This is a genomic window from Paenibacillus sp. 2KB_20, assembly GCF_052115765.1.
In the GTDB taxonomy this organism is placed as follows: domain Bacteria; phylum Bacillota; class Bacilli; order Paenibacillales; family Paenibacillaceae; genus Paenibacillus_AQ.
In genome coordinates, this window is record NZ_JBFRHH010000016.1 from 46,250 (window position 1) to 59,401 (window position 13,152).

12 protein-coding genes are annotated in these 13,152 nt (G+C 50.1%); 5 read left to right on the top strand and 7 right to left on the bottom strand.

The window, feature by feature from the left end:
- Positions 1-162: 162 nt before the first annotated feature.
- Entirely contained in the window at positions 163-918 is a 756-nt protein-coding gene (locus AB4124_RS29405) for an AraC family transcriptional regulator (protein ID WP_339269104.1), read from the top strand.
- Between the two features lie 235 nt (positions 919-1,153).
- Positions 1,154-1,417 (top strand): alpha/beta-type small acid-soluble spore protein, encoded by a 264-nt coding sequence (locus AB4124_RS29410; RefSeq protein ID WP_441975029.1) that lies wholly within the window; start codon positions 1,154-1,156, stop codon positions 1,415-1,417.
- 167 nt (positions 1,418-1,584) lie between these two features.
- Here the strand turns inward: AB4124_RS29410 and AB4124_RS29415 are convergent, their stop codons facing one another.
- From AB4124_RS29415 to yycF, 5 genes are read right to left on the bottom strand one after another with little or no spacing between them, the layout of a single operon-like run.
- Positions 1,585-2,388: an MBL fold metallo-hydrolase gene (locus AB4124_RS29415; RefSeq protein WP_379411856.1), complete on the bottom strand. Its 804-nt coding sequence runs from the start codon at positions 2,386-2,388 to the stop codon at positions 1,585-1,587.
- A gap of 7 nt (positions 2,389-2,395) precedes the next feature.
- Positions 2,396-3,145 carry a two-component system regulatory protein YycI gene (gene yycI, locus AB4124_RS29420; protein WP_441975030.1) on the bottom strand — a complete coding sequence of 250 codons (750 nt, stop codon included), beginning with the start codon at positions 3,143-3,145 and terminating at the stop codon, positions 2,396-2,398.
- A gap of 38 nt (positions 3,146-3,183) precedes the next feature.
- Entirely contained in the window at positions 3,184-4,464 is a 1,281-nt protein-coding gene (locus tag AB4124_RS29425) for a YycH family regulatory protein (protein WP_441975031.1), read from the bottom strand.
- On the bottom strand, positions 4,461-6,290 hold the full coding sequence (gene walK / locus AB4124_RS29430; RefSeq protein WP_441975032.1) for a cell wall metabolism sensor histidine kinase WalK: 1,830 nt from the start codon (positions 6,288-6,290) through the stop codon (positions 4,461-4,463). The genes AB4124_RS29425 and walK overlap by 4 nt, the downstream gene beginning before the upstream one ends.
- Positions 6,290-7,021, bottom strand: a complete 732-nt coding sequence (gene yycF, locus AB4124_RS29435) for a response regulator YycF (RefSeq protein WP_441975033.1) — start codon at positions 7,019-7,021, stop codon at positions 6,290-6,292. Before yycF ends, walK begins: the two co-directional genes overlap by 1 nt.
- A 533-nt stretch (positions 7,022-7,554) precedes the next feature.
- Here yycF and AB4124_RS29440 point away from each other — a divergent pair.
- Positions 7,555-7,851 (top strand): hypothetical protein, encoded by a 297-nt coding sequence (locus AB4124_RS29440; RefSeq protein WP_441975034.1) that lies wholly within the window; start codon positions 7,555-7,557, stop codon positions 7,849-7,851.
- Positions 7,852-8,225: 374 nt separating this feature from the next.
- Here the strand turns inward: AB4124_RS29440 and AB4124_RS29445 are convergent, their stop codons facing one another.
- Positions 8,226-9,794 (bottom strand): peptidoglycan DD-metalloendopeptidase family protein, encoded by a 1,569-nt coding sequence (locus AB4124_RS29445; RefSeq protein ID WP_441975035.1) that lies wholly within the window; start codon positions 9,792-9,794, stop codon positions 8,226-8,228.
- A 272-nt stretch (positions 9,795-10,066) separates the two neighbouring features.
- Positions 10,067-10,753, bottom strand: a complete 687-nt coding sequence (locus AB4124_RS29450) for a hypothetical protein (RefSeq protein ID WP_441975036.1) — start codon at positions 10,751-10,753, stop codon at positions 10,067-10,069.
- Positions 10,754-11,008: 255 nt separating this feature from the next.
- Between AB4124_RS29450 and AB4124_RS29455 the strand changes: the two genes are divergently transcribed.
- Both AB4124_RS29455 and AB4124_RS29460 read left to right on the top strand, forming a co-directional pair.
- Entirely contained in the window at positions 11,009-11,686 is a 678-nt protein-coding gene (locus tag AB4124_RS29455; protein WP_441975037.1) for a response regulator transcription factor, read from the top strand.
- Entirely contained in the window at positions 11,683-13,065 is a 1,383-nt protein-coding gene (locus AB4124_RS29460) for a sensor histidine kinase (RefSeq protein ID WP_441975038.1), read from the top strand. The genes AB4124_RS29455 and AB4124_RS29460 overlap by 4 nt, the downstream gene beginning before the upstream one ends.
- The last annotated feature ends 87 nt before the right edge of the window (positions 13,066-13,152 follow it).

The following is a 13,152-nucleotide window of genomic DNA, read 5'->3' on the forward strand; positions in this document are numbered from 1 at the left end:
GAATAGAAACGTCCCCCTAAAGCATAAGATGACACGCCTTGTCGAATTGTCATAATAGGAACTAACTGATAGGATAATAACAATAAAACAAGCGGGATATCACCCGAATTCGGTCATCTTTTTATAATAATCGGCTAATATTTAGCCACAAGGAGGGGAATTATGAACCGGTTGCTGTTTCTTTTCCATACTCACCATAAAAAAGACACCTACATTCAGCTGCATCAGCATAAATGCTATGAACTTGTTTATTACTTTGGCGGAAGCGGAAATACGCGGATCGGAACGACCAATTTCACCTTCAAACCGCATACCTTCGCCCTCGTCTCTCCGCATACCCTGCACGATGAGAAGCATACCTCCGATTCGGAGCTGCTCTTTATCGGCTTTCTCTGCGAACAGGAAGAGGTCATCCGCAATTTGAACAAAGTCATTGAGGATGACGATAAACATACGATCCAGCAGCTGATTCTGAGGATGGAATATGAGTTTACCTCCCAGCAGGAGGGATATTATGAGATGCTCAATCTGCTCGTCAGCGAGTTGACCACGCAAATTCAGCGTCTGGTAGGTCTGAACAAACATCTCCAGCCGGTTGAAGGACGGCTTAAATACGCCATCAATTATATGGACGAGCATTTTCAGCAAAAAATTTCCGGCGAATCATTAGCCAGCATGTCCGGGTACAGTTACGAGCGCTTCCGCCATTTGTTTAAGGAAACAACCGGCGTCTCTCCCCAGCACTATTTGCTGCGCAAACGGCTGGATCATGCCAAGTCCCTGCTGCTGCACACGGAAATGACCATCTCGCAAGTGGCTAACGATTCGGGATTCGTCAAGGACTCCCAGTTCTGTGCTGTATTTAAGCGGGAAACCGGGGTTACCCCGATGACCTTCCGTAAACAACCCAGCCTCTAATACGAAGTACATCTGAGGTATATCTCTATGATTATATGGTGGGTAAGATTTCGTCAGATAATGAATGCAAGCGATGCTCTGATTCTGTCTTATGTGCAGAATTTTCCACCTCTCCCACAACCCCATTCTCTTCAGCTCTTCCCATAGTTGAACTGGTTAGGTTATCCATTCATCTGTAGGTGACCTGCAGGGAATGTTATGAAGGGGAAACCATACTGTAAGGAGGGGTTATGGAATGACTAGAAGATCAAGGCGGCGCCGGAGTCCCGAAATGCAGCAGTTCATGACCAACGTCATGCGGGAGGAAGGCTATCAAGTAGACCCGCAGAGACAGCAGGACGTCAAATATGAGGTGGCCAAGTCACTTGGTGTTCCGCTGAAGCCGGGCGACAACAGAGATCTGACCACCGAGCAGGCCGGTAAAGTCGGTGGTGCGATTGGCGGTTCCATGGTCCGGGAGATGGTTCGTATGGCGCAAGAGAGCCTCAGCAAGCGTTAGAACGAGCCTTGTTTCTTGGAATATGGTATTCCTTAAACAGCAAAAACAGCTCCATATCATAGATCCCTATGACGGTGGGGCTGTTTTTGTAATGCCTGTATAATGATAAATAATATATGATGGCTTCGAAAATAAATTTCCTACGGTAAACCTGTCGTTGCCGAAACCTATTCCCCCACCTTATCCCAAGGGGTCGGACGGTCATAATACGTATCGCACAATTTAAACTCGCTATCCTTAAAGAAGCAGCCGCGGTCCTCCATCGTATCGCGTACGGTCATTCTCGCCAGCTCCATCATGTTATGATCGAGACTGAGATGAGCAAGATATGTACGTTTGGTATCTCCCGTCAGCAGCTCGCTTAAGGCATCGCCTGCCGAATTATTCGATAAATGCCCCATGTCGCCGAGAATTCGGCGTTTGGTATTCCACGGATAGCGTCCCATCCGGAGCATCTCAATATCGTGATTGGCTTCCAGGACCAGGACATCCGATCCATCCAGCGCTTTCTTCACCTTATCACTGACATAACCGAGGTCCGTAGCGACGCCCAGCTTCTCGTCGCCGTCATAGAAGCAATAACCGACCGGTGCCGCAGCGTCATGGGATATTTCAAACGGCTCCACCCGAAGCGTGCCAAAATCCTTGACCTCATGACTCTCCAGCACAATCCGGTTCTCTTCCGCAATCTTGCCCAGCGACTTGCTCATCGCTTCCCACGTCTTCTCATTCGCATAGATCGGCAGATTGTATTTGCGTGCCACTGCGCCAAGCCCACGGATATGATCCGAATGCTCATGCGTGACCAGAATCCCGTCGATTTCTTCTCCCATCATTTCGCGTTCCTTCAACAGCTCATCAATGCGCTTTGCACTTAAGCCCGCATCAATCAGCAGTGTCGTATCCTCATTGCGGACAATGGTCGCATTGCCCGTTGAGCCGCTCGACAGCACGGAAAATGAAATCCCCATAGTCTTGTTACTCCTTTGTCGTATCGCTTTTTGGCGTCAGCACGTCTCCGCTGATGCCTTGTACATAGATCATCTCGCCATGATCCAATGTAAACCGCCAGGTTGGTGCTGCTAACTGATCCTCCGTATTAAACAACTGTCCATAATAGCCAAGCTGAATGTCCCTTACCGCCGAATCAGGCGGGATGAAATTACGTTCAATAAGTGTCTCCAATGCCTTCGATGCGGGCAGAACCTTCTGCTCCACCATATCGCTGCTTGGCAGAATCTCAAACACGGGTACGCGAAACGCATGGATCTTCTGGGATTCATGGATAAACTCCAATTCCACATTAAACAGCGGCCATTCCTTCTGCACCAACGGTCGGAATACGAAGACGTTCTCCTTATCCGATGGCTCATCATGGCGATAGTTCCCAAGATCCGCGATCTTGCCTTCCAGCGCATTCCGCAATTCCTTCTCATCGGCATAAATCAGCTTGGTATCCACCGGCTGCTCCAGCCCTACCGGCTCTCCCTGGGCTTCCGCGCTGTAGATATAATTAATCTTGGGCAGCTGCGGCGTTTCTGTTGGAATCGGACTCAGTAATTGAATCCCATTCTTCTCCATCACCTGCTGGGTGCTCTCGGAAAGCGAGGTGAAAGCCAGATTGGAGCCGACCTGCTCGCGGTAATCCATCCAGAGCTGATAGCCCAGCACCAGATTCAGCAGCAAAAACGCGTAAATCAATACATTTTTGGCACGGCCCCAATCCATGATTTTCCCTCCTTGTGATTCAATTATATCTAAATCATTTATTCGAGTGTGATAACTGACCCGTTCTGGAGCTCCAAGGCCCATACCGGCTTCAACAGCAGCCCTTCTCCCGTCAGCACCGGTAAATAAGCAGGATCCAGACCCATAACCATATTCTTCTCCTCGATATAAGGCTTCAGCTTCGCTTCCAAGGCCTCGCCCCCTGTCAGCTTCACCATCTGCTTCTTCAAGGCAGCAGACTCAAGATATAAGAGCGAGCGCTCATACGAGGTGACTGTTCCCTGCTGTAAATCCAATTCCATGACGCCATACTGAAAGCCTGGTGTATTCAGGATCGGGTATCCGCCATAGTACTGCTGGAATTTGACCAGCGTCCGATCCTCGGATTCACTCGCCTTAGCCAGCCTGTACGTGCCATTCCAGCCCCCGTGCTGATTCACGAAATCGATGGCGGACAGCACGTCCTTGCCGGGGCTGCTCTCACCGGATGGCGGCGCAGCCGGATCGGTATAACTGATCCATTTCTGCCCCTGATCTACCTGCAGGCTCCGCTTACTGTCCGTATAAATCTCGGACCCGTCTTTTTCCCGGATGTTGCGGGTGATACTAGGGTCAAAGAACAGACTTCGCTGCATCTGCTCTACCGTATATTCGCCAATCGGCAGTTCAATGCTGACCATATTCAGTTCCTTCTCCGGGGTATAATACCGGCCATTCACCATCTTATACGGTGTCCAGCTCAGCCCGAAGTCCACCAGTTGATCCACGTCCTGTACGGTCAAATCCGCCTGCGCAGCTTCATAAACGACATCGCCCTTCGTACTGAAAAACATCACATGAATCTTCGCTTCGCCTTCCACGCTGTACAGCCATATTTTATTGATGCTCTCCCCTTCAAACAGGGAATCCGGAACGATCTGCATCACTCTCTGGAGCAGGGTAACCGGAATGCCGGAATCAAAGCTCAGCTCAATGCCCCGATTCTCGGAGCGAACCTTGGCCCAATCGATGTTACTGACCATCCGTCGCTGGAAATTATCAAAGGTTCGGCCTTTAAGCCGGTTATATACGAGATTGTAGAACGTATCATTCGGATAGAACACCGTATGTTGGTCTTCGCCCAGATGAATAATCATCTTGTCGGGAAAGAGCAGATTCTCAGCCTTTTCCTCCGGGCCCATTTCCTCGGTTCGGATATAGGCGTTCTTAGATTGCACAACCGAATCACTGCCTGGAAAGCGGAAAATCAAAACGTAACTCTGCAGCAAACTGCCAACGACCAACACAACCAATAGAATGGTCTTTAATCGTTCCTTCACGTTAACGCCCTCCCCTCATAATCCAGGGGCAAGGTGAAGGTCACCGTGGTGCCTTTCTCCAGCTCGGAATGAAGCGTAATAAAACCTCCATGTGCCCTGACAATTTCCCGGGCAATGGATAGACCGAGCCCCGTTCCGCCTAAATTGCGAGTCCGGGCCTTATCTACCCGGTAGAAGCGCTCAAAGATTCGGTCAAGATCCTTCTTCGGAATGCCGATCCCGGTATCCTTTACCGATAAGGACAGCATGCCTTCCTCCGTAATGCTTGCATCCATGGTGATTGTGCCTCCGTCTGGCGTATATTTAAGAGCATTAGATATCAGGTTGTCGAGAACCTGATCAATGCCATCCCGGTCCAGCATAGCTGTCGATACGCCCGGTTTCACCTCAATAATGGTACGGATATGCTTTTGCTTCATTTGGAAAGAGAAACGGTCCTCTACGTCCTCCAGCATCTCCACAATGTCCGTTGGCTCCTTATGCAGCGCAGCCTCCTTGGAATCAAGCCGTGACAGATGCAGCAGGTCCGTTACCAGCCGGATCATCCGGCCGGTCTCATTCTGAATGACGCCGACAAATCGTGGCCCCATCTGTTTATCCTCCAGCGCCCCATCCTCGAGCGCCTCGGTATAACTCTTGATGGTTGTCAGCGGCGTGCGCAGCTCATGGGATACATTCGCCACGAACTCCCGCCGGGATGCTTCCAATTTTTCTTGCTCTGTAACGTCTTGCAGCACCGCAATCGTACCGGTGATGCCGATCTCCCGCCGGTGAATCGGAGTAAAGGTCACACGCATCATGAACGGTTCGCTGCCCTCGTGCGGCACAATCTCCAGCAGTTTGGAATTATGACCTTCGCTGAGCGCCAGCGCCTCCGACTCGGACTCCTCAAGACCCAGTAGGGACACGATATCGTGTCCTGCCAGCTCTTCCCCCTCCACGCCCAGCATTTCGCCGGCGCGCCGGTTCATCAGAATGACGCGTCCCGCTTCATCGGTTGCGATAACACCGTCGCTCATATTGGTCAGAATCGAAGCAAGCTTCTCTTTCTCTTCTTCGTTCTGCGAGAGGGCTTCGCGCAGACGGCTGGTCATATAGTTGAACGCCTGGCTGAGCTGGCCGATCTCATCGCTGCCGAACACTGGCGTTTTCTCGGTAAACCGGCCATCCGCGACAGCCCGGGCATGCTTGGTCAGCTCCTTGATCGGATGGGTAATCGTATGTGACAGGATTACGCCAAGCACCGCCGTCAAACCAAGGGCCAAGAGAATGCCCGATATAAAAATATTGTTGATCCGCTGCATCGTGCTGTACAACTCGCTCATGCTGGCTACGATATAAATCGCACCGACGATTTTCTCGTTGTACATGACGGGCTTGGCCACCACTTTTTTGCGGATATTATCATCATCGATGATATACTCTTCATTATCCTGTATTCCCTGCAAGGCCCGGCTGACAACCGTCTGCGTGTTCTTGGTGTTCACATAATCAGCGTGGGAGGGCAGCGAAGTCGTCAGTACCCGCCCGGTGGGATCCAGCACCTGGATCTCGGCTCCGTTCAGATTGAACAAATTGTTCACCATGACACGCAGGCTCTCATACGGGTCCTCCTCCGTATCATTCTCGCCACCAAGAGTTTTGGCTGCCAGAACCGACATCAGCTCTGCGCGCTCCTGCAAATCCTTCGTGAAGTTGCTGGTCAGCGAGTTCTTCATCGCACTAACAAAATACACCCCGATCAGCTGCATCGCGATCAGAATGAGAAGGACATAGATGATGATGACCTTCGCCTGAATGGTGCGGAAGAAGGACAACCACTTCATTACAGGCCTCCGTTTTTAGCGCTGCGCATCAGGTAGCCTAGTCCGCGCCGAGTCAGGATATATTCCGGCTTGCTCGGATTCTCTTCAATCTTCTCGCGAAGTCGGCGAATGGTAACATCCACAGTCCGCACATCGCCAAAGTATTCAAAACCCCATACCGCCTGCAACAAATGTTCACGAGTCATCACTTTGCCGGCATTACGGGCCAAATAATACACCAATTCATATTCGCGGTGCGTCAGATCAAGCGCTTCCCCGCTTTTGTATACCATGTACATATCGGTATCAATAAACAGCTCAAACAGCCGCAGGCCTTGTCCGCCTGCACTTGTGTCGCCTGTGTTATCCGCTGAGTTGTCCGGCTTCTGCTGACGGCGCAGATGCGCCTTCACGCGTGCCAGTATTTCTCTGGTGCTGAACGGCTTCGTCACGTAATCATCCGCGCCAAGCTCAAGTCCAAGCACCTTGTCGATCTCCCCGTCCTTCGCCGTCAGCATGATAATCGGGATCTGCAGGTTCGCGGCACGTACCTCGCGGCACACATCCATTCCGTCTTTTCCGGGCAGCATCAAATCAAGCAGCATTAAATCCGGCCGCTTCGTGAGTGCAATCTCTACCGCGCTAATGCCATCAAAAGCGCAGATGACATCATAGCCCTCTTTTTCCAAGTTAAACTTTAAAATATCGGCGATGGGTTGTTCGTCATCCACCACCAGAATGGTTCCCTGCATTGTCCTGTTCACCTCATACCTTCACTTAAAGTGGATGTTCAAAAAGCCCCCCTTTGATCACGAAGCAGCACCAGTAGCCCACTCGACATCGAATCTTGAATTCAGCCGGGCTTTCCGGTGCTCACGTACCCAAAACGTACGCTCCGCTCCTCAATCCCTAGCTTCATCCAACCTTCTCGGTGCTGAAAGTTTGACTTTTTGAACTCACCACTTAAACGGTCTTCCTCCCATTTTACCACACCTGCCGCCGCTACACACCCACAGCTCCTAACAGCTCACCTGATTCAGGGGGCGGCTACTTTAATGATAATCTTGAATGAATAACAGAACAGGCGTAAGAGAAGAGGACTCCTTTCGCTTTATGAGTGCGCGGATTAAAATGATGAAGATCGTGCTCTTGTAAAACCGTCTCGATAGTTGAAATTCATAACTTTTCTGGATTATGATGGAATCATCCTTTAAGGGAGTTTCACCCGTTTTATTTAAGTTAAGAATGAGAGCTCAATCTATAAATATAGGAAGGAGTTATATGGATGGAAAGTACAAATATAGTTACTCATTTTAGACCCATATATATTCTGTTTATCCTCATTCTGATCATCTCATTGTTCATCATGATTTTTCGGAATCGCCATAAAATAATCAATGGCTTTACAATCGCAATAATTACCCTTATTAGTTTGGCAGTATCGGCTCATCTGACCTATCAAATAGGTTACCTTGCAGATGAATTAGGAACCAGCGGCGACGCTGTTTCCTTTATGATGTTTTTTGCAGTGGTGATACTATCGTTGGTTAATCTCCTAGTCTACGCCTACAAAAGAGAATAATTCTTATCGAGGGACACCACTGCAGACTTATTTCCCGTTCTGCCCCGCCCACACCGCCTCCCTACGGCCGCCCCGATTCAGGGGGCGGCCACCCGCTTCGCAGCCTGGCCGAAATACGGGGATGGATTCGACAGATAAGGGAAAATATCTTGGAAGACGCCTTTGGGAGTCCTTTGTCCCCTCATAAAATTCAATTCAGACAAAGGGCGGACAACAGCGGCTGGAAAGATATTTCCCGTTCTGCCCCACATCCCCACTCCGACTGGCAAGACGCAAAGATGGCCGCCCCCGTTAAGGAGCGGCCATCTTCACTATTATGATATATGAACCAATAATGGCTTATGTCGCATTGGTTTACCTAGTATAACACAGAACTACAGATAATTCATCGGATTTTGGGCAACTCCATTTTTTTGCACTTCGAAATGGAGATGAGTTCCAGTAGAACGGCCCGTATTACCCATCACACCCAGCTTGGAGCCTTGTCCAACGGATTGTCCGCTGCTCACGGAAATCCTGCTCATATGCCCATATAGGGTGCGGTATCCATTGCCATGATCGACAATGACGACATTGCCGTAACCGCTCTGCTGACCAGCGAAGACCACGGTTCCCGAGGCGGCTGCCATAATCGTGCTTCCGCCAACCATATCGACACCCTCATGGCTTCTTCCCCAGCGATGACCGTAGGCACTCGTAATGCGTGCCCCGCTGACCGGCCATGCGAACATGCTGCCATCGGACTTTTGGCTCACTGTCACCGCTTTTTTCTTAGGTGCTACCTTGGTGCCTTTATACACGACTTCCGGCAGCGATTCCTGAACCACTTGTTGGCCTGTCCATTGCTTGGAGACAACCTTGCCATTCTCTTTGGTCACGATATAATCCACCATTTTGACGCCATCACGCCCGGGCCGAACGACCTTTCGTTTCCCAAGTGGAAGCTCGCTGCTCTTGCGGACAATCGTTTCCGGTTTGCTCGGCTGCTTCAACGACACCGTCTCCACCGTTCTTACCGTCAGCGGCGCTTCCGGCCTCGTTACCTGCAACTCGGCCCCGATCTGAACATATTTCTCCTCCAGTCCGGGATTCAGCGCCATGACGTCCGCAGACTTCATACCGAAATGCTGTGCAATTGAGGAGATCGTATCCCCCTCTTTCACTGTGTACACCACCGGCTTGTCCTTCGTGCCGGTCAGCACCTTGACCGCTTCTTCCACGTCCAGCACCTTGTTCGGATCGGCCTTCGTATTAGCAAGCGAGATCTTCTCCTTGATATCCACGGACTGGAGCCCGCTTCCGTCATCGCTCTTCTTGCCCGATGCCGATGCGGACGTTTTCGTGAAAGCAACCCTCTGCGTCTTCTCCTTCTGGGCAGCCGCTGGTGCGAACTTCAGCTTAGCCGCTTCAACGACGACCTTGGCCGTCTGTTGATCCTTTACGATCGCCACAGTCTTGCCGTTCACCTTCAGCTCCACGCCGCGGGCATATGCCTTCAGCATGTTATCCAGCTTATGGAGTGTCTCCTCGCTGTTCACCTCGGGTTTAAAGGAACGATCGGCCTTTGTTGTAATGCCGTCGGTATGAAGCACCATAAGTACATCAGGATACTCCTCCTGATACTCCTTCTGCTTCTCGTTGAGCAGCTGGTCAAGCTGGGCATCATCTTGAATGGTACCGATTGCTTTTCCATCTACATACACATGATAGAACGGAACCGTATTCGCGTTCACATACGCTTTTCCGCCCGTATATATCGATCCTGCTATGAGCATTGCCCCTGCCGAAATCCAAATCCACCTGCGCGGTGAGGTCCATCCCCGTTCTTGTGGATTCGACGGCTCAGAGGGCTCACGATTCGAGTTGTTGTTGTGGGCAGAATGATCGGCTGCTTGCTTGCGCAAGAGGCTGTCTATCCACCGTTTCCCCTTAGAACCTTTCATGTCTCTCTCCTTTAAGCCTTGTTCATATGTAAGAATCCATTCATCTGAACATGCTGACTTAGCATTGAATGTGACACAACCTGTCAAAAGGTATCAAAATTTTAACCTTTTCGATCTTCGTATACTTTAACATAGCCTTTACAATCATTTCAAGTTTACAAAAACAGCGAAAAACCCGCGCCCAGCGCGGGTTTCCTCATTTTTCCTAATATATATCCTTAGCAAGTCAGTGACAAAACAGTGACAGAACAAGCCTGAACGCCGTCATACCGTTATTCTTTGAGCATGGTAATCAGTTTATCGAATTCCTCTGCATTCAAATATTTGGATATGCCCTGTTCGATGTTCGCAAGTTCCGCTGCGGTCAGACCATCCTCCATCGCCTCGGAGATCTTCTGCATTTCCGATTGAGGCAGCTTATTCATCAGCATGGTAAAAATTTCTTCCTTCTCCTCTGTTGGCAGACTGTCCTTCCGATCCACAATTTCCCCCGGTGTCATTACAATCTCCTGATCTTCCAGCGAGGAATTGTCAGGCTGCTCTGTCGTGTTTGTGCCCATCACTGGCAAAGAATTATCCGGTGCCTCTTCTTCATTCGGCGGCCCCCCTGACGTTCCCGATGATCCCGAACTGGTCTCCTTGTCCTCTTTTGCCTCACCTTTCGTCTCTGATCTGGCTCCTGATGCCGGTTCTTTGGACTCGGTACCTTTATCTTCTGCCGATTCGTTATCCTTCACGGCGTTGACGCTGCCAACATCCGACTTTGTGCCGGAGCCCATGCCCAGCATCGACTTCATAATACCTCCAACCCCGATCGACTCTGTCTCCAGCTGAATGTTAAAACTGGACAACACCGATTGAATATAGGCATTGACCACGATGCCTGTTGTCACAATCGTGAGCGTGCTCACCAGGATGGCGGTCAGGCTGACTTTCAGCAGCCATTTCATCCACTTCATCCATATTCCTCCTTCGCTCATGCATGCTCTGAAATGACATGGCCATAATTGCTTTCTTTTTCCAGTATTGACGGCTCGGAATCGCTTCAATCCCATATCATCCATTTTTTCTACTTCCATTTGATATATTTCATGATTCAGGTGATTTTAGGCCACACTACTTCCGTGCTATGAAGGCTGCAATCGACCGCACAGGGGTATTTATGATACATATATAGTCATCGGAACTACACATGAAGGAGGTTCATTCTAGTAATGATTCATATATTAATCGCGGATGACGACGCGCATATTCGGGAACTGCTGCAATATCATCTTCAATCCGAAGGGTACACGGTCTTTACTGCTGCTGATGGGGAGGAAGCTTCTGCTTGCTTAGCGGAGGAACAGGTTCACCTGGCTGTCGTGGATGTCATGATGCCGAACAAGGACGGTTATCAGCTCTGCGAAGAAATTCGGCGTTATTATGATTTTCCCGTTATTCTGCTGACGGCCAAGGATCAGCTCGTGGATAAGGAGAAAGGCTTTGCTGTTGGAACGGATGACTACTTAACCAAACCATTTGAACCAAGGGAGCTGCTGTTTCGAATCAAGGCGCTTTTGCGGCGGTATCAGATGGTCAGCGCGGATAAGATCCATCTGAACGAAACCATCATCGACCGCAAAAGCTATGAAGTCCAGGGGCACGGGAAGGTACTGATGCTGCCGATGAAGGAATTTGAACTTCTCTCCCAGCTTGCGAGCTACCCGGACCGGACGTTCTCGCGCGAGGAATTGATTCAGCTCATCTGGGGAACGGATTTTGACGGAGATGACCGGACCGTTGACGTCCATATCAAACGGCTGCGGGAACGCTTCGCGGACCGAAGCGGAGATTTCCAAATACGGACCATTCGGGGTGTGGGGTATAAATTGGAGGCGGCGCCGCAGTGAGAACTCTCTATTCGCGAATCGTCCTCACTACCATCGCCATTATGGTTATCAGCAGCTTGATTGCTTTTGTGCTGTCCAATCTCTACTACCAGTACAATCTCAAGCCATTTAATGATCAGAAGGTCACCACCATGGCCAAGGATATCGGGGATTTCTATGACAGCCACCCGGAGATTGATATTCATGAATATCTCCACCACATCGGACAGCTCGGCTATCAATTCTATCTGGTGAACGATCAAGGCAAAGAGTGGTTCTATGGCGGCTTATTCCGTGAACGCGATCTCTCGACCGAAACGGTGCAGCGGGTACTGAACGGGAAGGTGTACCATGGCATCGGGGAGTTCCCATCTGAACTGTTCATTACCGGCTTTTTTGACAATGTCCTAAGCAATTCCATCGGCATTCCATTACAGGTTGACGGCAGGTCTCACGCGCTCTTCATCAGGCCCGATATTACCGTTCAATTCGGGGAAATGCGGATCTTCTTCTCGATCATTATGGCCATCGCCATCCTGCTGAGCATTCTGCTTGTAGGCATCATTACGCGATATATCGTGAAACCGATTGTGAAGTTAACTGAGGCTACCCAGAGCGTGGCGCAGGGCCAATATAACATTGAGCTGAATGTCACCCGGCGGGATGAGCTGGGACAGCTCGCAAATCATTTTTCCCAGATGGCCAAAGGTTTGGCGCAGCTGGAGCAGATGCGTCAGGAGTTTGTATCCAATGTATCGCATGAAATCCAGTCACCGCTTGCCTCCATTCAGGGCTTTTCGCAGACGCTGCAAACCAAACGCTTGTCCGAAGAACAGCGGCAGCGTTACTTGTCGATCATTGAAGCGGAGAGCCGCCGCATATCCCAACTTAGCAAACAGCTGCTTATGCTGGCTTCCTTGGATAAGGAAGAGAACATTCTGGAGAAATCCACCTTCGACGTTGCCGAGCAAATCAGGCAGGTATTGTTTCACACCGAATGGAGCTGGCGCAGCAAGGACTTGACCATCGATATGTCGCTGCCTTCAACCTATATCTATGGTGATCAACACCTGCTGCATCAAGTATGGACCAACCTCATCACCAATAGCATTAAATTTACTGCTCCAGAGGGCGTCATCTCGCTGCGTGTCACCGAACAAAACAACAAACAATGCAGCATCGAGATCTCGGATACGGGCATTGGCATTCCGCAAGAGCATCTCCCCCACATCTTTAACAGATTCTACCGTGTGGATGAGGCTCGGGATCGTTCAGAGGGCAGCAGCGGATTGGGCTTATCCATTACTCAGAAGATTGTTGAGCTCCATGGCGGGCGTATTGAAGTAACGAGTGAGCCTGGAAAAGGAACCACCTTCACCGTCATTCTCTCCATCGTGTAATGCAACCTTATCGTGAGTTCATGCTCCGTTCATATTCCATTCCTATACTTAAGGCATATCCCTCAGAGATCGATAAAAAGGGATGAT

Coding starts and splice junctions, on each gene's coding strand:
- AB4124_RS29405 (WP_339269104.1), top strand. CDS start 163: ATGAACCGGTTGCTGTTTCTTTTCCATACTCACCATAAAAAAGACACC.
- AB4124_RS29410 (WP_441975029.1), top strand. CDS start 1,154: ATGACTAGAAGATCAAGGCGGCGCCGGAGTCCCGAAATGCAGCAGTTC.
- AB4124_RS29415 (WP_379411856.1), bottom strand. CDS start 2,388: ATGGGGATTTCATTTTCCGTGCTGTCGAGCGGCTCAACGGGCAATGCG.
- yycI (WP_441975030.1), bottom strand. CDS start 3,145: ATGGATTGGGGCCGTGCCAAAAATGTATTGATTTACGCGTTTTTGCTG.
- walK (WP_441975032.1), bottom strand. CDS start 6,290: ATGAAGTGGTTGTCCTTCTTCCGCACCATTCAGGCGAAGGTCATCATC.
- yycF (WP_441975033.1), bottom strand. CDS start 7,021: ATGCAGGGAACCATTCTGGTGGTGGATGACGAACAACCCATCGCCGAT.
- AB4124_RS29440 (WP_441975034.1), top strand. CDS start 7,555: ATGGAAAGTACAAATATAGTTACTCATTTTAGACCCATATATATTCTG.
- AB4124_RS29445 (WP_441975035.1), bottom strand. CDS start 9,794: ATGAAAGGTTCTAAGGGGAAACGGTGGATAGACAGCCTCTTGCGCAAG.
- AB4124_RS29450 (WP_441975036.1), bottom strand. CDS start 10,753: ATGAAGTGGATGAAATGGCTGCTGAAAGTCAGCCTGACCGCCATCCTG.
- AB4124_RS29455 (WP_441975037.1), top strand. CDS start 11,009: ATGATTCATATATTAATCGCGGATGACGACGCGCATATTCGGGAACTG.